The following is a 19,695-nucleotide window of genomic DNA, read 5'->3' as shown; positions in this document are numbered from 1 at the left end:
CGCCCTGAACGTCCATCGGCGATTCAGCCGCCCGAGCCCGGCAGCTTGCCGTACAGCACCTGGCCACGGAAGCCACGCCGCACTTCGCGATACAACGCGCGGAACGCGGTGTAGTCCTGCGGCTGGCACAGCGCCTCCGGGCCACGCACCGCGTTCTGCTGCAAGCGATGGCGCACGATCACGTCCTGCCCCTCGCGGCTCCAGTCCACGCGGTACTCGCCAGCGGCGTTGGTGAAACGCTGGTTGGCCGGGATGGCGATGATCGGCGCATTGGCCGGGAACTGCAGGCGATAGGTTTCCTCGCGCAGGCTGGCATTGCAGTAGAACGGCGTCTCGTTGGCCGGCGCAGAAGCGGTGGCGTACAGGCCACGCACCGACTCGCCGCCCGGCGGATCCGGCACGGCCATGCCGCCGGCCACGCTGAAGTCGGCGTAGTCCTCGGCCTGGAAGGCCATGCGATAGCCGAACGGCCGGGTCAGGTCGACCGGCACGCCCTGGATCTGCAGCTGCCCTCGCCCGTCGAAACCGGACGCGGCCATGATCTGCTCCTCGGCGCGCGCACGGTTCTGCGCGTTGAGCTGGGAGAACTGGGCGCGCATGCCGATCTCGGCGTTCTCGCCAAGCTTCGGAATGGTCTCGCCGCGCAGGTTGCCGTTGGAGTCGAAGGTGAAACGCACCTCCATCGAGGTGGCGTTGCGCTCTGGCGTGTTGGCCGGGGTGCGCGCCAACGAGGCGTCGCGGGTACGCATCACCGGTGCGCCGAGGTCGCCTTCCGGCAGCTGCCCGAAGCGGGCCCACGCGGTGGTCGAATCAAGGTACAGATCGAATTCCGGGATGTAGGTGATGGCGTGGTTGAAGCGGCCCAGCACCGGAATCTTCGGCAGCGTCGGGCCACCGCCGGCACCGATCAGCACCGGCGAGCTGGCGATGCCCTTGGCTGCCAGCAGTGCCTCAAGGATCGTCACATGGTCCTTGCAGTCACCATAGTGGTTGTCGAGGATGCTCTGCGCGCTGTTCGGCTCCAGGCCGCCATTGCCCAGGTACACCGCCACATAGCGGATGTTCTGCGCCACCCAGCGGTACAGCGCATCGGCCTGCTCGCGCCGGTCGCTGATGCCAGCGGTGATTTCATCAGCCAGCGCCTGCAGCGCCGGGGTCACGTCGGCCGCCGGGCCGGCCTTGAGTTGGTAGGCGCGTCCCATCTGCGACCAGTCACGATAGGTGCTGGCCATGATGTTCGGGCCGAACTCCCAGCCCGCCGCCGACCAGTTCTGTGCCGGCATGGCTTCGCGCCGCTGGTAGCGCCAGCGCCACTGCGCCTGGCCGTTCTTCACCGTCGGGCGATCGCTGCCCTGCACGCCGCGGCTGTCGACGAACATCGGCAGGTTGGCCGGCGCAGTCAGGGTGACCTCGGCGTCTTCGTACTCGGTGAAGACGTTGAAGGTCTCCCACAGGCCGAAATAGCCCGGGAAGTACGGCGTGGCCTGGGTGCGGCGCACCTGGTAGTACAGGCGCGTGCCCGGGGCCAGGTTCGGGAACACGATCACCCGCACCTTGCGGTCGGCATACATCGCCGCCGAGGCGCTGGAGTAACTCTCCTGGGTGTAGATGCGATCGGCCGGCACGTCGCGCCGCTGGCCATCGGCGGTGATGGTGTAGGCACCGAGCACTTCCAGCGTCTCCATCTTTTCGCTGTAGCTCAGCCGCACCTGGCTGAACTGCTCGACCGAGGCCTTGGTCTTGAGCAGGACTTCGTAGGTTTCGGTCTGCACATTGCCCGCATCCGGCCGCACCTGGTAGTCGGCGCGGTAACGGACAATGCTGAAATTATTGCTGGCTTCGGTATCGCCGCTGGTGGAAGGCGGCGCCGTGGCGGGCGCGGAGGTGGCGGTTTCTGCCAGTGCCGGGCCGGCAGCCAGGAAGGCTGCCAGCGCCAGCGCCAGCGCGCTTGGTACGGGGTGAAGCATGCGTCGGTTCCTTGGACGTCGTGGGGGATACGTCGGGCCTTACTTCGGCGGCGGCGGTGCCAGCACCGTGCGGTCGCCGTTGTGCTCGGGCGGGCTGACCACGCCGGCCGCTTCCATGGCCTCGATCAGTCGCGCTGCACGGTTGTAGCCGATCTTCAGCCGGCGCTGCACGCCGGAAATCGAGGCGCGGCGGGTCTCGGTGACCACCCGCAGCGCTTCGTCATACAGCGGGTCGGACTCGTCGCCGGCCGCACTGGTCTCGGGCAGGCCGGTGGCACCGACGACCACGCCGTCGCCCATCGTCTGCACCTCGTCCAGCACCCCGTCGATATAGTCGGCCGGGCCCATCGCCTTGAGGTGCTCGACCACGCGGTGCACTTCGTCATCGGACACGAACGCACCATGCACGCGCTCGGGCAGCGCGGTGCCCGGCGGCAGGTACAGCATGTCGCCGTGGCCCAGCAGGGTCTCCGCGCCGGACTGGTCGAGGATGGTGCGCGAGTCGATCTTGGAGCTGACCTGGAACGCGATACGGGTCGGGATGTTGGCCTTGATCAGGCCGGTGATCACGTCCACCGACGGGCGCTGCGTGGCCAGGATCAGGTGGATGCCCGCCGCACGCGCTTTCTGTGCCAGGCGCGCGATCAGCTCTTCCACTTTCTTGCCGACGATCATCATCATGTCGGCGAATTCGTCGATGAAGATGACGATGAACGGCAGCGTCTCCAATGGACGCGGCGCCTCGCCCAGCTCCGGGTTCGGCTTGAACAGCGGGTCCATCAGCGGCTGGCCGGCATCCTGCGCTTCCTTCACCTTCTTGTTGAAGCCGGCCAGGTTGCGCACGCCCACCGCGCTCATCAGCTTGTAGCGGCGCTCCATCTCGGCCACGCACCAGCGCAGGCCGTTGGCAGCCTCCTTCATGTCGGTGACCACCGGCGCCAGCAGGTGCGGGATGCCCTGGTAGACGCTCAGCTCGAGCATCTTCGGGTCGATCATCAGCATCCGCAGGTCTTTCGGCGAGGCCTTGAACAGCAGGCTCAGCACCATCGCGTTGACCGCCACCGACTTGCCCGAACCGGTGGTACCGGCCACCAGCAGGTGCGGCATGCGCGCCAGATCGGCCACGGTCGAGCGCCCGGCAATGTCCTTGCCCAGCGCCAGGGTCAGCACGCTGGCCGACTTGTCGTATTCCTTCGAGCGCAACAGCTCGGACAGGTAGATCATCTCGCGGGTGACGTTGGGGATTTCCAGGCCGATCACCGACTTGCCCGGAATCACGTCGACCACGCGCACCGACTTCACCGACAGGCCGCGCGCGATGTCCTTGTCCAGCGAACTGATCTGGCTGACCTTGATGCCCGGCGCGGGCTCGATCTCGAAGCGGGTGATGACCGGCCCGGGGTTGGCGCCGACCACCTGGGCGTCGATGCGGAAATCCTTCAGCTTGAACTCGATCTGCCGTGACAGCGCGTCCAGGGTTTCCTTGTCGTAGCCCACCGGCTGCGGCTTGGGGTCGTCCAGCAGGGCCAACGGCGGCAGGTCCGAGCCGTCGCCGTTTACGCCACGGAACATCGGGATCTGCGTGTCGCGCTTGGCCCGGTCACTCTTCTCGATCACCGGTTCCGGGCGCGGCTCGATCTTCACCGGCTCGCGCTTGGCGCGGACCTCGGCATCGGCCTTGCGCACCTCCTGGCGCTCCTCGCGCATCACCCGGGTCTGCTGCCACTCGGTGACTTCTTCCTTCTTGCGCGCCAGCAACGGTGCCAGCGACATCACGCCGCGGCCGATCTTTTCCATCACCGTGAACCAGGACAGCCCGGTGGCCAGGGTGATCGAGGCCAGCAGCAGCACCAGCACGAACAGGTTCGCGCCCAGCGCACCGAAGCCCACCGTGAGCGAATTGCCAACCAGCTTGCCGAGAATGCCGCCGGCGCTGGAGACATCGCCACTGAACAGGCGTACATGCAGGAAGCCGGTGCCAGCAATCAGGAAACCGACCAGGCCGACCAGGCGCAGCGCCGGGTCCAGGTCGTTCTCGCCCTTGCTCTCGCGCTTGAGGCCGAACATGGCAATCCACGACAGCGCACCGAGCACCACCGGCAGCAGGAAGGCGATGTAGCCGAACAACTGCAGCAGCACGTCGGCGATCCAGGCGCCCGCGCGACCACCGAGGTTGTGCACCGGCGCGACCACGCTGCCGGTGTGCGACCAGCCCGGATCCGTCGCTGAATAGGTGAAAAGACTCGCCGCCAGATAGAGCAGGGCCGGCGCGATCGCGATCAGGCCCAGGTCGCGCCAGAGGCGCTGGCGGCGTGGATTGTCGGTCGTCGCCGCCGCGGCCGTGCGACGTGACGCCTTGCTGTCGTCCGACTTGGAGCGTTCAGGGACCTGCTTCGCCACCTTAGACCATACCTTTGGAATGCGCTGTTAGTGATTGATAATAAATGAGACGGCGTCAGTTTTCAGTTATGCGACTTCTGACCGGGCCCGGACAGGGCCGAAACCACCGCTGGATGACGGCGTTCTGTTCATCGGCTTGAATCGCCCTGCCCCAGCCGCCACTCTATGACCAGCCACGGATGCTGCGCAAACATCGCCAGCGCCTTGTCCCATCTACCTTTTCGCGAGTCTACATGAGCACCAGCCTGCCCTCCCGCCACCAGCGCCTCGTCATCCTCGGTTCCGGACCGGCCGGCTGGACCGCCGCCGTCTACGCCGCCCGTGCCAACCTGAAGCCGGTCGTCATCACTGGCCTGCAGCAGGGCGGCCAGCTGATGACCACCACCGAGGTGGACAACTGGCCGGGTGACGCCCACGGCCTGATGGGCCCGGACCTGATGGCGCGCATGCAGGCCCACGCCGAGCGCTTCGAGACCGAGGTCATCTTCGACCACATCCACACCGCCGACCTGTCGCAGCGCCCGTTCAAGCTGATCGGCGACAGCCACGAGTACACCTGCGACGCGCTGATCATCGCCACCGGCGCCACCGCCAAGTACCTGGGCATCCCGACCGAAGACGAGTTCAAGGGCCGCGGCGTGTCCGCCTGTGCCACCTGTGACGGCTTCTTCTACCGCGACCAGGACGTGGTCGTGGTCGGCGGCGGCAACACCGCCGTGGAAGAGGCCCTGTACCTGTCCAACATCGCCCGCAAGGTCTACCTGGTCCACCGCCGCGACACCCTGAAGGCGGAGAAGATCATGCAGGACAAGCTGTTCAGGAAGGTGGCCGAAGGCAAGATCGAGACCGTCTGGCACCACCAGGTGGAGGAAGTGCTGGGCAACGACGCCGGCGTGACCGGCGTGCGCGTGAAGTCCACCCTGGACGGCGGCACCCGCGACATCGATGCCCACGGCTTCTTCGTGGCCATCGGCCACCACCCGAACACCACCCTGTTCGACGGCCAGCTGGCGATGAACAACGGCTACCTGGAAATCCGTTCGGGCCTGGGCGGCAACGCTACCCAGACCTCGGTGGAAGGCGTGTTCGCCGCCGGCGACGTGGCCGATCAACACTACCGCCAGGCGATCACCTCGGCCGGCTTCGGCTGCATGGCCGCACTGGACGCCGAGCGCTACCTGGACGCGCAGGGCAAGGCCAGCTGAAGCGCTGATTATGCTCTGTAGAGTCGAGCCATGCTCGACTCAGGAGAAAGGCCGACGCGAAAGCGTCGGCCTTTCTCGTTACATCCCTGCGGCAGCCGTATTCTCAGGCAAGCCATTTCGATCAGGGCCGGCCGCATCGGGAACACAACGAACGGTGTGAGGCACGGGCTGCGACTTGACCCCATCCGCATCCAACACATGCGTCTCCCAGCCGAGCGTCCCCACGCTGTCGCGACCGCAGCTGAGTTGCATCCTGCTGGGCTGGTCAGGCGAATCGATGACCACCGTCCGTCCGCTGCAGTTCCACCCTGATGGGCACAGCGTATTGCGGGTGATCAGGCTGATCGGGAATTGCGGATGGCCCGCAAACGCCACGTCCACCTCGCGCGAGTCGCCGGATGGAACGTCGACATCTGCGATCGGCTGCCCGGACAGCGGCTCACACGTCTTTCCTGTTGCCCACAGGCGATAGCCCTTCTCCACCCCTTTCATCGACGCCGAGCGGAAGACGGGGTCCTGCAGCGCCTTGGCATCATCCGGATTCGTGTGAAACGCCGTCTCTACGATGATCGATGGCATGTGCGCCTCTCGGTTCTCCCCCTTGTTCAGCGCGTGCGGAGCGGGAGCCACGGTGAATGCCGCATACTCAGGTAGCGAGTGAATCAGCTCCTTCATCGAGCACAGGACACTCTCTGCAAGAGCAGCATCCATCGGCCTACCAGGTTGCACGATCACACGAGTACCGCGCGCGGCCCCCGAGGGTTCTCCATTGCTGTGCAGATGAATCGCTACCTCAGCTCCGTGGTGGTTTGCGAGAAGCGGCCGACTGTTGATGTCTTCACGCTCCTCCCGATCCCAAAGCGTACTGCCTGCGTACGTGTTCCATATCTTTGTCTCGGCCGGATACTGCTCGGCAATCGCGTGGCGCGCAGCTATGGTCCACCACTCCTCACCACTCGGAGGATGAGTCGTTCCCGTGATCTGAACGCGCGGACGGACGACAGGCATTTGGTTCCTTTGCTCGATCATCGCCTTCAGCTCCGCAGCGTACGACGGAGTCAACAATCCCTCGGAGACGCCATTCCATTCATCCCTTGAGGTCACCCACCGGTTGTCCTTGTAGCTGTAGAAATACCCATGGCCGGCTGCGACAAATGCCATCCCGGACCCAGGCGTTCCACGCATCCGCCTCAGCGCATCCCCCGCTTTCCGCGCCGCATCGTCCGCAGCCTTTATCTCAGGAAAGTAGTATTCGATCTCTTTCCCGTCATACAGAAAAACGACACGACTGAACGGCGCCACCTGCTCGGCCCAATGCAGTAGTCCAAAACTGATCTCGCTTCGCTGATCCTCGAACGACGGTCCGTAATCGGCAGGAACGAAGTCACGATCCAGCGCCACGGTCACTACACCGTTGGCGATATCTGCTGATACCTCAACCCGGCGACTACGTGCCTGGCCATCCACGAGACGAACGCGCTCCAGAATGTCGCGCGCCTTCTGGGTCAAGAGGATGTCGAGCCCAGTGTCCTGCTCCACCGCAGGAGGAGCGTCAACGGCCTGCGCGGGGCTTATCAACAGTCCGCCACCCAGAAGAGACAGCAGGACAGAAAGGGATCCAAGGCGAAATTCCTGGTTCATTTTGGCTACTCCATGCAAAGAGCGAATGCACCGCTCCAGCGGCGCAGCTCACTCTGCCCCTGTGCATTCAGGCATTCCGCAACCAAGCGCACACGGATGGAGAGTTCAAACTTTCCTCACCCCCAACCGGAACAAACCAACCCAGCCTCGCCAACACCGTTCGTGATCCACCTGGCCTATCCTTGCCAACCATGCCCTCCGCCCGCTTCCTCGACTCCCTGCAGTCCATTCCCGCCACCGATTGGGATGCCCTGCACGACGGCCAGAACCCGTTCGTCAGCCACGCCTTCCTCTCCGGCCTGGAACAGCACGGCTGCCTGCGCGAGGACTGGGGCTGGCAGCCCCGGCACTTCACGCTGTGGGAGGGCGAGCGCCTGATCGGCGCAATTCCGGGCTACCTGAAGACCAACTCCCACGGTGAATTCGTGTTTGACCATGCCTGGGCCAACGCCTATGCCCGCCATGGCCGCGACTACTACCCGAAGTGGCTGGGCGCGGTTCCGTACTCGCCGGTCACCGGGCCGCGCCTGCTGGCCCGTCAGGATTCAGAGCGCACCACGCTGCTGTCGGCGTTGCGCGATGCACTGCCGGCACTGGCCGTGTCATCGGCCCATATCAACTTCCACGCCGCAGCGGACGAGGCGCTGTTCGGCGATGACTGGCTGCTGCGTGAGGACGTGCAGTTCCAGTGGCAGAACCCGGGTGACTGGGCGACCTTCGACCAGTTCCTCGGCGCGATGAACCACAAGCACCGCAAGAACATCCGCCAGGAACGGGCCAAGGTCGCCCGCCAGGGCATCACCTTCCGCGTGGTGCATGGCGACGACGCCAGCCGCGCCGACCTGCAGGCGATGTACCGCTTCTACCTGCAGACCTTCCTTGAGTACGGCAATGCCCCGGCCCTGACCGAGGCCTTCCTGCGCCATCTGGCCATTTCATTGGGGCGCGGGCTGGTACTGTTCCTGGCCGAGCAGGAAGGCCAGCCGATTGCCGGCGCGCTCTGCCTGCGCGGCGGTGACACGCTGTACGGCCGCTACTGGGGCGGCGCCACCCTGCCCGGCCTGCACTTCGAAGCCTGCTACTACCAGGGCATCGAATACTGCCTGCGCGAAGGGCTGACCCGTTTCGAACCGGGCGCACAGGGCGAGCACAAGCTCGCGCGGGGCTTCCTGCCGACGCTGGTGCGCAGCCGGCATTGGGTGGCTGATGCGGAGTTCGCAGAAGCGCTGCAGGACTGGTGCCGGCAGGAACGGCGCGATGTGCGGCGCTACCAGCAGGAGCTGCAGGGGCATGGGCCGTTCCGCGTAGAATCGTAGTACCGAGCTGGCTCGACTGGTTCAGCTGTACTGGCTGTAGTGCCCGCTGATCCTGCACTGGTCGCACCAGAACGTGTAGAGCATGCCTCCGTTCATCCACTGCATCAGGGAGCCATCGTCCAATGGAATGTGGGAATCAAGCTGCATGACAAAGAACATCGTGCGGCAACAATCGGGACAGGACAGATAGAGCCCGCTCTGGATCCAGGATGGCAGTCCGCCCACCCGGCTGTAGTTCTGCCAGCCACCCACATAGCTCGGCGGCTGCCAGAACCGACCCGGAAGCTCGACCAGATCGACCTCCGCCTCGATCAGGTTGGTTGACGTTTCCGGACATGCCCGCGGATCGAATACCTGCGATTCATGGGCGCTGGGAAGGCCCTGTGTATCGTGGCGGAAATACACGGGATCTCCGTGGCACCAACCAGACTCTCCGTTGTCGGGGCAGTCCAGACATATGCCGAGCGTCACCTTCGAGAGGGTGCACGGGCCGATCAACGCCAGCTCCAGTTCCAGCAAGCGCTGCAACGGGGAGTTGCATATTCCACATCGCCCTTCCAGGCGACCGCCCATATGCCCCGTTGCCTGCGCATTCCCGTCCTTCCAGGTGGGATGCAGCCGCTGGAGGCGGCGCTCGACCCTTGTGGATTCTGCCAGCTGCAAGCGCTGGTGCTGCGCACTGAAACGCAGATGGAGACCACGCCCTCCATGCAGCGCGCGTCCCGAGCCCAGCTCAAGACCAGACAATCCCTCCCTTCCAACTGCCGCCCATGGCTCATCCCGTGAACCGGATAGGTCACGCGCGGCGTCCTGGAACTCCACGACCCCACTCATCTCCAGGGGTAATCCCGGCAAACCAGCATCAGACGACGACGGCCCTCTTGCCTCCTGAATCCATCTCCGACCGACCTCAATCGGCAGCTCCCGCCAGAACGGGCCTTCTATTGGCTCGTGTGCCGACAGGCGAAGGACGGCATCCCAGTCATCATGAAGCAATCTGGGGAGACGATAGGCCGCCTGCGCCGCGATCCTGGCCGCCAGCCAATGGCGGCTACCGCTCTTGAACTCGCCCCAGGCAAATCGGCACACCTCTGCGACACTGTCATCCGGCAGCAACTCAGCCGCAGCCGTAAGCATCCCGCTCCTCTCCACAGGGGCCTTCATCGCCAAGATGAGCAGTGTCGAGACGGCGGCAGGATCACCCTCATAGAGATCCAGCATCGCAACCATGGCTTTATCTGAGCCAGCCGACATTCCGGCCATCTCAAGCAGTTCTTGCACGGTGTCAGTAGTTCTCACGGTAGTCCGCGCTTGAAAGATGAGCCCACAGGGTGACTGGCACTACCGTTCAGGGGAATGCAACAAATCCCAAAAAGAAGCGAAGCCGACAGGTGAGCCACGCGCTCATGCGGGGCCGGTCGTCGGTGGACAGTCATGGCGGCAGACATCACGCGTCACCGCGACGAATACAATGCCGGCATGACCCGCCAGCTGCCCTGGCGCCTGGCCGACGCGCCGGACGCCCCCTTCCCGCCGGCCGAGACCGCCCTGCGCCAGCCCGACGGCCTGCTCGCCGTGGGCGGCGACCTGCACCCGGCGCGCCTGCTCAACGCGTATGCGGGCGGCATCTTTCCATGGTTCAGCGAGGGCGAGCCGATCCTGTGGTGGTCGCCCGACCCGCGCATGGTGTTCCGTACCGATGGCGTGCATCTGTCCAGCCGCTTCCGCCGCCAGTTGCGCGGCAGCACATGGGAGGTCACCGCCGACACCGCCTTCAGCCGGGTGATGCGCGCCTGTGCGGCGGCACCGCGGCCCGGCCAGGACGGCACCTGGATCAGCCCCGACATGGTCGAGGCCTACAGCCAGCTGCATGACCTCGGCTTTGCCCACTCCTTCGAGGTCTGGGACCGGCAGACGCTGGTCGGCGGCATCTACGGGGTGGCCATCGGGACGATGTTCTTCGGCGAGAGCATGTTCAGTGGCGCCAGCGGCGGCTCCAAGATCGCCCTGGCCGCGCTGGCATCCACGCTTCACGGCTGGGGCTGGGCGCTGATCGATGCCCAGGTGGAGAATCCGCACCTGCTGCGGATGGGCGCCGAGCACCTGCCGCGCGCGGCGTTCCTGCAGCACGTCCGCCACGCGGTGCGCCACGACGGCCGTGAAGGCCCGTGGACGCAGGCGGTCGGACGCCTGCCGGCACAGCGTTTGGCCGGGGGTTAACACAAACTTTGCAAGCTGGGCCGGTCACGCGTAAAATACTGCGCCTTAGGCCCAGCGTGGCCGTTTTCTGAACCGCACAGGACTACATGTCGAAAGACGATTCCATCGAGTTCGAGGGCACCGTCAGCGAGACGCTGCCGAACACCACTTTCCGCGTTCGCCTGGAAAATGGGCACGAAATCATCGCCCACATTTCCGGCCGCATGCGCAAGAACTACATCCGCATCCTCACCGGTGACCGGGTCAAGGTTGAAATGACCCCGTACGACCTGACCAAGGGTCGTATCACCTACCGCATGAAGTAAGCGGTCGGCGCGTTGCGCCACTGCGACAAGGCCAGCCCTGGTTGCTGGCCTTTTGTCATGCCTGCAATCCGGCCCTGCCGGAGGTCATCGTGACCGAACGCACCGTGGCGTCGGTCAGCCCTGCTTGCGGCAGATTCGCATCTTCATCCGTGGCCGCATCGTGGGGCCCGATCCAGTCCGGATCGCCATTCCCCTGCCCCGCCATGAACATGCTCACGTTGACCGCCCTGCTCGTCGCCGTTGCCGCGTCCGCCAGCGCATCGCCTGTGCGCGCCGCCGAGCCCCCCTCCACGGCCAGTGACTGCATCCAGCTGGGCAGCGACCAGCAGATCGTGCGCGCCGGCGTTTCGCGGAACATCCTGCTGCGCAATGGCCAGGACCACTATGTCGTGCACTTCCAGAACGACTGCTCCACTGCCGGCTACTCGCGGAAACTGAGCTTCATCACCGAAGGCCAGCAGGGCCTGCTGTGCAGCGCCGGCCGCAGCCAGCTGCGCACCGATGCCGACCACTGCCGGGTGGCGCAGATCGAACCGATCGACGAAGCCACCTTCCAGAAGAAGGCCCGCCAGCGCGGCCGTTGATGGCGCATATGACAAGGGCGGCCGAAGCCGCCCTTGTCATTTCAGGTCCGCCGGGCCACGCCCGGCGTCAGTTCACTCCACCGTGACCGGCAGCAGGCGCTCCGGCTCGGCCTGGGTCTCGACGACCAGCTCGTCGTCGCGGACATCGATGTTCACCTTGCCGCCGTTGACCAGTTTGCCGAACAGCAGCTCGTCGGCCAGAGGACGCTTGATCTTGTCCTGGATCACGCGGGCCATCGGGCGCGCACCCATCAGCGGGTCGAAGCCGTGGTGGGCCAGCCAGTCGCGCGCGGTCGGCGTGGCCGACAGGCTGACGTGCTTGTCCTGCAGCAGCATCTCCAGCTCGATCAGGAACTTGTCGACCACGCGCAGGATGTGCTCGAAGCCCAACGCCTGGAACTGCACCACCGCATCGAGTCGGTTGCGGAATTCCGGGGTAAAGCTGCGGCGGATGGTCTCCATCGCGTCGGTGGCATGGTCCTGCTTGGTGAAGCCGATCGAGCGCCGCGAGGCCTGCGCCGCGCCGGCATTGGTGGTCATCACCAGCACCACGTTCTTGAAGTTGGCCTCGCGACCGTTGGTATCGGTCAGCACGCCGCGGTCCATCACCTGCAACAGGATGTTGAAGATATCCGGGTGCGCCTTTTCGATTTCGTCCAGCAGCAGCACGCAGTGCGGCGTCTTGACGATCTTTTCGGTCAGCAGGCCGCCCTGGTCGAAGCCGACATAGCCCGGAGGGGCACCGATCAGGCGGCTGATCGAATGCGGCTCCATGTACTCGGACATGTCGAAGCGGACCAGCTCGATGCCCAGCTGCAGCGCCAGCTGCTTGGTCACCTCGGTCTTGCCGACACCGGTCGGGCCGGCGAACAGGAAGTTGCCGATCGGCTTTTCCGGATTGCCCAGGCCCGAGCGGGCCAGCTTGATCGCCGAGGACAGCGTCTCGATGGCCGGGTCCTGGCCGAAGATCACCATCTTCAGGTTGCGCTCCAGGTGCTGCAGCACATCCTTGTCGGTGGCACTGACCTGCTTGGTCGGGATGCGCGCCATCTTGGCCACGATCGCCTCCACTTCCTCGACGTCGATCAGCTCCTTGCGCTGGCCTTCCGGCAGCAGCCGCTGGCGGGCACCGGCCTCGTCGATCACGTCGATGGCCTTGTCCGGAAGCAGGCGGTCGCCGATGTGCTTCACCGACAGATCCACCGCCGCCTGCAGCGCTTCGTCCGAATAGGTCACGCCGTGGTGCAGCTCGTACTTGGACTTCAGGCCCTGCAGGATCTCGTAGGTCTCGCCCACGGTCGGCTCGACGATGTCGATCTTCTGGAAGCGGCGGGCCAGCGCCCGGTCCTTCTCGAAGATGCCGCGGTACTCCTGGAAGGTGGTCGAGCCGATGCAGCGCAGCTCGCCGGAGGCCAGCGCCGGCTTGATCAGGTTGGACGCATCCATGGTGCCACCCGAGGCCGAACCGGCACCGATGATGGTATGGATCTCGTCGATGAAGAGCACCGCATTGGGGACCTTCTTCAGTGCGGTCAGCACGCTCTTCAGGCGCTTCTCGAAGTCGCCGCGGTACTTGGTGCCAGCCACCAGCGCGCCCAGGTCGAGCGAGTAGATCACCGCGTCGGCCAGCACGTCGGGCACCGAGCCCTCGACGATGCGGCGGGCCAGGCCCTCGGCAATCGCGGTCTTGCCCACGCCGGCCTCGCCCACGTACAGCGGGTTGTTCTTGCGGCGGCGGCACAGGACCTGGATGGTGCGCTCGATCTCGTCGGCACGGCCGACCAGCGGATCGATGCGGCCGGACCGCGCCTGTTCGTTGAGGTTGCTGGCGAACTCGGTCAGGGCATCACCCTTCGGCTCGCCCTCCCCGCCTTCGATGCGGCCTTCGCCATCGGAGGAGGAGGACGGCTGCTCGCCTTCCTCGCCCAGCTTGGCGATGCCATGGGACAGGTAATTGACCACGTCCAGACGGGTCACGTCCTGCTGGTTGAGGTAATAGACGGCATGGGAGTCCTTTTCGCCGAAGATGGCGACCAGCACGTTGGCGCCGGTGACCTCCTTCTTGCCCGAGGACTGCACGTGGTACACGGCCCGCTGCAGCACGCGCTGGAAGCCCAGGGTCGGCTGGGTATCACGGCCGTCATCTTCGGCCAGGCGGGACACGGAAGCCTCGATGGCCTGCTCCAGCTCCTGGCGCAGGCGTTCGGCGTCGGCACCACAGGCCTTCAGTACGGCCTGGGCGGACGGGTTGTCGAGCAGTGCCAACAGCAGGTGTTCGACCGTCATGAATTCATGCCGGGCCTCACGGGCGCGCTTGTAGCACTGGCCGATGGTGTGTTCGAGGTCTTTGCTGAACATGGATTACTCCGGCGGCAGATGGGGACAATATGCGGCCTGACTACGCGATTTCCATCACCCTAGCGGATTGCTGCGTTCAGATGGCGTTAGCAGTGCAGATCGCTTGATCTTCATTCACTCCAGGACAGCCCACCCAGCATGAGCGAACCCTACCTGAGCCGCTGGCGATTGCGGCGTGATGGCGCGGCCATCGAGACGCCCCACGCCCAGCTCTGGCCGGTGCTGACCGCCGACGGCGAACCGGCGATGCTGAAGGTCAGCAGCGAAACCGAGGAGCAGAACGGCCATCGCCTGCTGCGCTGGTGGGACGGCGATGGTGCCGCCCGCCTGCTGGCCCACGAGGGGCCGGCGATCCTGATCGAGCGTGCAGACGGCGATTCGCTGCGGCAACGTTCGATCGGGGGCGACGATGATGCCTGTACCACGATCCTGTGCCAGGTCCTGCGGCAGCTGCACCGGCCACGGAGCGCGCCGCCAGCGGAACTGGTCTGCCTGCGTACATGGTTCGCCGACCTGCTGCAGCCAAGGGCCACGCTGCCGCCACTGCTGGAACAGTGCAGATCACTGGCGGAGCGGGTGTTGCGGGAAGAACACGAGATCCGGCCGCTGCACGGCGACCTGCACCACGACAACGTGCTGGATTTCGGCGCGCGTGGCTGGCTGGCGATCGACCCGAAGCGGCTGCTGGGCGACCGCGCGTTCGACTACACGACAATGTTCAGCAACCCGGACCTCTGTGGCCCGGGCATCCATGTGGCCACCCGGCCCGAGCGGTTTGCCGCCCGGCTGGAACAGGTCAGCGCGCTGGCTGGGCTGGAACGGGCGCGCCTGCTGCGCTGGATCGCCGCCAGCGCGGCACTGTCGGCCGTGTGGTTCCGGGACGATGGCGACCCCGCCGACATCGACGAAGCGGTGGCGCGGATGGCGCTGGAGGCGTTGGCGGAGGCGTGACCTCCGCGCGTGGTGGGCGCACTCCATCCGGGATCATTGCGCCGGGACGAAAAGCAGCCGAGCATGGGCTCGGCTCTACAGGTTTCTGCCTTGGTAGGTGCCCACCTTGGTGGGCACGCCGTGTCCGGAGTCGATGTACCCGGACGAGGATCGGCAGCCGGTCAGGCCTTTTCCATCGTGCACAGCAGCGGGTGCTGGTTCATCCGCGAATACTCGTTGACCTGGGCAACCTTGGTCTCGGCGACCTCGCGGGTGAACACGCCGCAGACCCCGCGGCCGCGGGTATGGACGTGCAGCATCACCTGCGTGGCCTTGTCCAGGTCCATGCTGAAGAACTGCTGCAGTACATCCACCACGAAATCCATCGGGGTGTAGTCGTCGTTGAGCAGCATCACCTGGTAGAACGGCGGCGGCGCCACTTCCGGGCGCGCGGGCTCCACGGCAACGCCGTGCTCGTGATGGGAATCGGGGGAGGACTCATGGGGCATCCATCCATTATAGAGGTTGCACCGCGCCTGCGTCGGCCCGCCGCAGATTGGACGGCACGCACGCCCAACGTCACAATTGCAGCTTCTTTCAACACTGCTTCACAGGATCTTCATGAAAAGGACCCTTCTGCCCGCCCTGCTGATCACCCTGGCCGCTGCCGGTGCTGCCACCGCCGCGCCCCAGGCCGACAAGTCCGTGGCCCGCCACCTGGACAAGCTGGGTTACACCTACGAGGTCGACGAGGATGGCGACTACCGCATGGTCTTCGACGTCGAGGGTGACCGCACCCAGATGGTCTACGTGCGCTCGGCGGTGGAAGACTTCGGCAGCCACAACATCCGCGAGATCTGGTCGCCGGCCTACAGCGCCAAGACCAAGCAGTTCCCGGTGGCCGTGGCCAACCGCCTGCTGGAAGATTCGCAGGACGCCAAGATGGGCGGCTGGGTAAAGCAGGACACCACTGCCATGTTCGTGGTGAAGATCGACGCCGATGCCACCGCCGACCAGCTCAGCGACGCCATCGATGCGGCCATCCGCACCGCCGACGCGATGGAGCTGGAACTGACCAAGAAGGACGAGTTCTGAGTTGAACGCCACGCCGGACCCGCGCTGGGCACCGCACGCCACCGTTGCCACCGTGGTGATCGACGGCGGCCGCGTGCTGCTGGTCGAGGAGACCATTGACGGCCGCCAGGTGCTGAACCAGCCGGCCGGCCACCTCGAGCCGGGCGAAAGCCTGGCCGAGGCCGCCCTGCGCGAGACCCGCGAGGAAACCGGCTGGACGGTGCAGCTGACCCACTTCATTGGCTGCTACCAGTGGACTGCCGGCGACGGCACGGCCTTCCTGCGCTTCTGCTACGCGGCGCGCCCGGTTTCGCACGATCCGGCGCAGCCGCTGGACACCGGCATCGACCGCGCGCTGTGGCTGACCCCGGCCGAGCTGCAGGCCGCCGGCGAGCGCCAGCGCAGCCCGCTGGTGTGGCAGGTGGTGGCGGATTACCTGGGTGGCCAGCGCCACCCGCTTTCGCTGGTCCGGGAGGTCGCATGAGCACTCCGCGTGTGATGGTGGGCGTCTCCGGCGGCGTCGATTCCTCGGTCGCCGCCTGGCGCCTGGTACAGCAGGGCGAGGCCGTGGCCGGCCTGTTCATGCAGAACTGGGCCGACGATGGCAGCGGTGATTGCCGTGCCGAGGATGACCGTCGCGACGCGGTGGCCGTGTGCGGCCTGCTGGGCATCCCGTTCCACTTCCGGGACTTCTCCAGCGAGTACTGGCAGGGCGTGTTCGAGCACTTCCTGGCCGAGTACGCGGCCGGCCGCACCCCGAACCCGGACGTGCTGTGCAACCGTGAAGTGAAGTTCAAGCATTTCCTGGACGCCGCCCGCGAGCTGGGCGCCGAGCGCATCGCCACCGGCCATTACGCACGGGTGGCCCAGCGCGGCCACCAGTGGCTGCTGCTGCGCGGCGCCGATCGATCCAAGGACCAGAGCTACTTCCTGCATCAACTGGGCCAGGAACAGCTGGCAGCCACCCTGTTCCCGATCGGCGACCTGGAAAAGAGCGACCTGCGCCGGATCGCGCGCGACGTCGGCCTGCCGACCCACGCCAAGAAGGACTCCACCGGCATCTGTTTCATCGGCGAGCGCGACTTCCGCGAATTCCTCGGCCGCTACCTGCCGGCCAAGCCCGGCCAGATCCTCGACCCGGCCGACGGCAGCGTGATTGCCGAACACCCGGGCGTGTTTTATTTCACCCTGGGCCAGCGCGAGGGTCTGAACATCGGCGGCGTGCGTGGCCGCCCGGCCGCGCCGTGGTACGTGGTTGGCAAGGATGTGGCCAGCAACGTGCTGTACGTGGACCAGGACCGCGACAGCAAGTGGATGCTGTCCGACCGCCTGCGTTCGGAAACCGCGCACTGGATCGCCGGCTCACCGCCGGCACGGCGCTTCGAATGCACCGCCCAGACCCGCTACCGCCAGCCCGACGAGCCGTGTACGGTCCAGGTGCTGGACGATGGCAGCGTGCTGGTCACCTTTGCGCGCCCGCAGCGTGCCGTTACCCCCGGTCAATCGCTGGTGCTGTATGACGGTGATGTGTGCCTGGGCGGCGCGGTGATCGCCGCCACCGATGCGCCGCTGGAACAACGCCTGCGCACCACCCCCTCCCCTTTTGAGGTAATCGCTGCATGAGTTTCACTGTCGACGACCGCGTCCTGGCCTTGGCCGGCATTGCCCAGGCCCTGCAGCAGGTGCGCCGCATCGCCGATACCGGCCATTCCGACGCCGCCGCCGTGCGCACCGCCGTGGACAGCGTGTTCCGCGTGGATGCGTCCTCGCCGCAGGCGGTGTTCGGTGACCGTCATGCACTGAAGTCCGGCCTGCGCCTGCTGCACAACTACTTCCGCAGCCAGGGCCAGGACCCGATGCTGCCCAAGCTGGCCCTGTCGGTGCTGCAGCTGGAGCGCCGCTTCGTGCAGGATGGGGCGACCGTGAACAAGGTCGCCTCGGGCATCGAGCGCGCCCAGCGCCAGGCCACCGAACTGGGCGACAGTGGCCACCCGGACGTACTGGCCAACCTCGGCGGCCTGTATGCCGACACCATCAGCCACCTGAAACCGCGGGTGATGGTGCAGGGCAACCCGCACTACCTGGGCCAGGCCGGCGTGGTGGCGGAGATCCGTGCCCTGCTGCTGGCCGCGGTGCGTTCGGCGGTGTTGTGGCGCCAGCTGGGCGGCAGCTACTGGGACTTCCTGTTCAGCCGCAAGGCGATGATCGAGGCCGTGGACCGCCTGCTGGCCTGAGGGTGTGGGGTCAGAGCCCTTTTCCATGGAAAAGGGATCCGACCCCGTTGCGCCTGCCCAAGGGGTCGGATCCCTTTCCGGCACGGAAAGGGCTCTGACCCCGAGGCCGCCAAGGTGCCGGAAAACCGGCGCATTCAGAATGCACTTCGAGGCACATCGACGTTAAAGAGAAAGGGGGTACGGCCGATACATCCTCCGTGCACCTCCCGAGAACGTCCATGTACTCACGCATTTTCATCCGTCTGGCCGCCCCCCTGGCTCTGACCCTGCTGCTCCCCTTCGCCATCGGTTTCGAATGGCCGGCCGCCCTGCGCTGGGCGATCCTGACCACGATGACGCTGAGCTGGCTCGGCTTTGCGTGGTGGACCACCCGCGCACAGGCACATCGTTCCCCCGAGCACGCCCGTGTCCTGCGCGAACAGGACCAGCTGCTGACCGAGCTGCGCAACTTCGTCGGCAACGAGATCGACGGTTCGCGTGGCGAAGTGGAACGCGCCCGTGACCTGATCCGCCAGGCCGTCTCCAGCCTGGGCGGCAGCTTCGATGCCATGAACCGCAAGTCGCGCCAGCAGAGCCAGGCCCTGTCGCGCATCGTCGACCGCGCCGGTGATGAAGGCAATGCCGGCCTCGACGTCGCCCGTTTCGCCCAGCACGCCAGCCATCGCATGGAACAGCTGGTGGAAGCGCTGGAACAGGTGAGCGGCCAGAGCAGCACCACCGTGCAGCACATCGACCAGATGGCGCAGCACCTGGATGGCATCTTCGCGCTGCTGGAAGACGTCAAGTCGATCGCCGACCAGACCAACCTTCTGGCGCTGAACGCGGCCATCGAAGCGGCGCGCGCCGGTGAAGCCGGTCGTGGCTTCGCCGTGGTCGCCGACGAAGTGCGCAACCTGTCCGAGCGCTCGACCACCTTCAACGAGCAGATCCGCAAGCTGGCGCACAGCTCCAAGGACGCCATCGCCAAGGTGCGCGAGACGGTTTCGCACATGGCCTCGCGCGATATGGACCGCTCCCGCGAAGCCCGCCAGGAAGCAGCAGCGATGCTCGACAACGTCGCGCAGATCAACGCCTCGCTGGGCGACGGCATGCGCGAAGTGTCCGAGTGCGCCCGTGCGATCGATGGCAGCGTGGCCGAAGCCGTGCGTGCCCTGCAGTTCGAAGACATCGCCACCCAGGCGCTGGGCGGTGTGCACACCCACCTGGACCGCCTGACCGCGATCAACCGCGAAGCGGTGGCCCTGCAGGAACTGCTGCACCGCAATGGCGGCGTGTTCGACGAAGAGATCGCCAGCGCCCTGCAGCGCACCGGCAATCGCCTGCGCGAGCTGCGCAGCGAATGGGAACGCCCGCCGCACAAGCCCGTCGCCCAGCAGAGCATGGGCGCCGGCACCGTCGAGCTGTTCTGATCCTGATGTCCGCTGCCCTCGCCGGCAGCCCGCAAGGCCCCGGTTCGTCCGG

General features: G+C 66.0%; 18 protein-coding genes. 11 read left to right on the top strand and 7 right to left on the bottom strand.

Annotated elements, in window-relative coordinates; genetic code table 11:
* Positions 1 to 23: 23 nt before the first annotated feature.
* Both AC5P5W_RS16805 and AC5P5W_RS16800 read right to left on the bottom strand, forming a co-directional pair.
* A complete protein-coding gene (locus tag AC5P5W_RS16805; RefSeq protein ID WP_197574273.1) occupies positions 24 to 1,967 on the bottom strand; it encodes a DUF3857 domain-containing protein in 1,944 nt (647 codons plus the stop codon).
* 39 nt (positions 1,968 to 2,006) lie between these two features.
* Entirely contained in the window at positions 2,007 to 4,367 is a 2,361-nt protein-coding gene (locus tag AC5P5W_RS16800; RefSeq protein ID WP_014647088.1) for a DNA translocase FtsK, read from the bottom strand.
* Positions 4,368 to 4,600: 233 nt separating this feature from the next.
* On the opposite strand from AC5P5W_RS16800, the gene trxB reads away from it, so the two are divergent.
* Entirely contained in the window at positions 4,601 to 5,572 is a 972-nt protein-coding gene (gene trxB, locus AC5P5W_RS16795) for a thioredoxin-disulfide reductase (RefSeq protein ID WP_014647087.1), read from the top strand.
* Between the two features lie 78 nt (positions 5,573 to 5,650).
* Here the strand turns inward: trxB and AC5P5W_RS16790 are convergent, their stop codons facing one another.
* On the bottom strand, positions 5,651 to 7,213 hold the full coding sequence (locus AC5P5W_RS16790; RefSeq protein WP_197574274.1) for an N-acetylmuramoyl-L-alanine amidase: 1,563 nt from the start codon (positions 7,211 to 7,213) through the stop codon (positions 5,651 to 5,653).
* A gap of 191 nt (positions 7,214 to 7,404) precedes the next feature.
* On the opposite strand from AC5P5W_RS16790, the gene AC5P5W_RS16785 reads away from it, so the two are divergent.
* A complete protein-coding gene (locus AC5P5W_RS16785; RefSeq protein ID WP_197574275.1) occupies positions 7,405 to 8,529 on the top strand; it encodes a GNAT family N-acetyltransferase in 1,125 nt (374 codons plus the stop codon).
* A 21-nt stretch (positions 8,530 to 8,550) separates the two neighbouring features.
* Here the strand turns inward: AC5P5W_RS16785 and AC5P5W_RS16780 are convergent, their stop codons facing one another.
* Positions 8,551 to 9,810 carry a hypothetical protein gene (locus AC5P5W_RS16780; protein ID WP_481444841.1) on the bottom strand — a complete coding sequence of 420 codons (1,260 nt, stop codon included), beginning with the start codon at positions 9,808 to 9,810 and terminating at the stop codon, positions 8,551 to 8,553.
* A gap of 198 nt (positions 9,811 to 10,008) precedes the next feature.
* On the opposite strand from AC5P5W_RS16780, the gene aat reads away from it, so the two are divergent.
* Positions 10,009 to 10,749: a leucyl/phenylalanyl-tRNA--protein transferase gene (gene aat / locus AC5P5W_RS16775; protein ID WP_014647084.1), complete on the top strand. Its 741-nt coding sequence runs from the start codon at positions 10,009 to 10,011 to the stop codon at positions 10,747 to 10,749.
* 86 nt (positions 10,750 to 10,835) lie between these two features.
* Positions 10,836 to 11,054 carry a translation initiation factor IF-1 gene (infA, locus tag AC5P5W_RS16770; RefSeq protein WP_005409596.1) on the top strand — a complete coding sequence of 73 codons (219 nt, stop codon included), beginning with the start codon at positions 10,836 to 10,838 and terminating at the stop codon, positions 11,052 to 11,054.
* A 55-nt stretch (positions 11,055 to 11,109) separates the two neighbouring features.
* On the opposite strand, the gene AC5P5W_RS16765 is transcribed toward infA, so the two are convergent.
* Entirely contained in the window at positions 11,110 to 11,271 is a 162-nt protein-coding gene (locus tag AC5P5W_RS16765; RefSeq protein ID WP_160314155.1) for a hypothetical protein, read from the bottom strand.
* On the opposite strand from AC5P5W_RS16765, the gene AC5P5W_RS16760 reads away from it, so the two are divergent.
* Positions 11,264 to 11,638, top strand: a complete 375-nt coding sequence (locus AC5P5W_RS16760) for a hypothetical protein (RefSeq protein WP_229767389.1) — start codon at positions 11,264 to 11,266, stop codon at positions 11,636 to 11,638. The genes AC5P5W_RS16765 and AC5P5W_RS16760 overlap by 8 nt on opposite strands.
* A gap of 72 nt (positions 11,639 to 11,710) precedes the next feature.
* On the opposite strand, the gene clpA is transcribed toward AC5P5W_RS16760, so the two are convergent.
* Positions 11,711 to 13,996, bottom strand: a complete 2,286-nt coding sequence (gene clpA, locus AC5P5W_RS16755) for an ATP-dependent Clp protease ATP-binding subunit ClpA (protein ID WP_014647082.1) — start codon at positions 13,994 to 13,996, stop codon at positions 11,711 to 11,713.
* 138 nt (positions 13,997 to 14,134) lie between these two features.
* On the opposite strand from clpA, the gene AC5P5W_RS16750 reads away from it, so the two are divergent.
* Positions 14,135 to 14,947 carry an APH(6) family putative aminoglycoside O-phosphotransferase gene (locus tag AC5P5W_RS16750; RefSeq protein WP_197574276.1) on the top strand — a complete coding sequence of 271 codons (813 nt, stop codon included), beginning with the start codon at positions 14,135 to 14,137 and terminating at the stop codon, positions 14,945 to 14,947.
* 161 nt (positions 14,948 to 15,108) lie between these two features.
* On the opposite strand, the gene clpS is transcribed toward AC5P5W_RS16750, so the two are convergent.
* The gene (gene clpS, locus AC5P5W_RS16745; protein WP_006444529.1) at positions 15,109 to 15,435 is read right to left on the bottom strand and encodes an ATP-dependent Clp protease adapter ClpS; all 327 of its coding nucleotides are present in this window, start codon (positions 15,433 to 15,435) and stop codon (positions 15,109 to 15,111) included.
* A gap of 112 nt (positions 15,436 to 15,547) precedes the next feature.
* Between clpS and AC5P5W_RS16740 the strand changes: the two genes are divergently transcribed.
* The 5 genes from AC5P5W_RS16740 to AC5P5W_RS16720 all read left to right on the top strand — a co-directional run bounded on the left by AC5P5W_RS16740 (position 15,548) and on the right by AC5P5W_RS16720 (position 19,643).
* Positions 15,548 to 16,021: a hypothetical protein gene (locus AC5P5W_RS16740; protein ID WP_014647079.1), complete on the top strand. Its 474-nt coding sequence runs from the start codon at positions 15,548 to 15,550 to the stop codon at positions 16,019 to 16,021.
* A gap of 1 nt (position 16,022) precedes the next feature.
* Positions 16,023 to 16,484, top strand: coding sequence for an NUDIX hydrolase (locus AC5P5W_RS16735; protein WP_014647078.1), 462 nt, complete (start codon positions 16,023 to 16,025; stop codon positions 16,482 to 16,484).
* Positions 16,481 to 17,623 (top strand): tRNA 2-thiouridine(34) synthase MnmA, encoded by a 1,143-nt coding sequence (gene mnmA, locus AC5P5W_RS16730; RefSeq protein WP_032961890.1) that lies wholly within the window; start codon positions 16,481 to 16,483, stop codon positions 17,621 to 17,623. Before AC5P5W_RS16735 ends, mnmA begins: the two co-directional genes overlap by 4 nt.
* On the top strand, positions 17,620 to 18,234 hold the full coding sequence (gene hflD, locus AC5P5W_RS16725; RefSeq protein ID WP_049439883.1) for a high frequency lysogenization protein HflD: 615 nt from the start codon (positions 17,620 to 17,622) through the stop codon (positions 18,232 to 18,234). The genes mnmA and hflD overlap by 4 nt, the downstream gene beginning before the upstream one ends.
* Positions 18,235 to 18,452: 218 nt before the next feature.
* Entirely contained in the window at positions 18,453 to 19,643 is a 1,191-nt protein-coding gene (locus tag AC5P5W_RS16720; RefSeq protein ID WP_014647075.1) for a methyl-accepting chemotaxis protein, read from the top strand.
* The last annotated feature ends 52 nt before the right edge of the window (positions 19,644 to 19,695 follow it).

It is taken from the genome of Stenotrophomonas sp. YJH_SMC_123 (genome assembly GCF_059368215.1).
The sequence above is the reverse complement of the archived record's forward strand: the minus strand, read 5'-3'. Positions and strand labels throughout refer to the sequence as shown.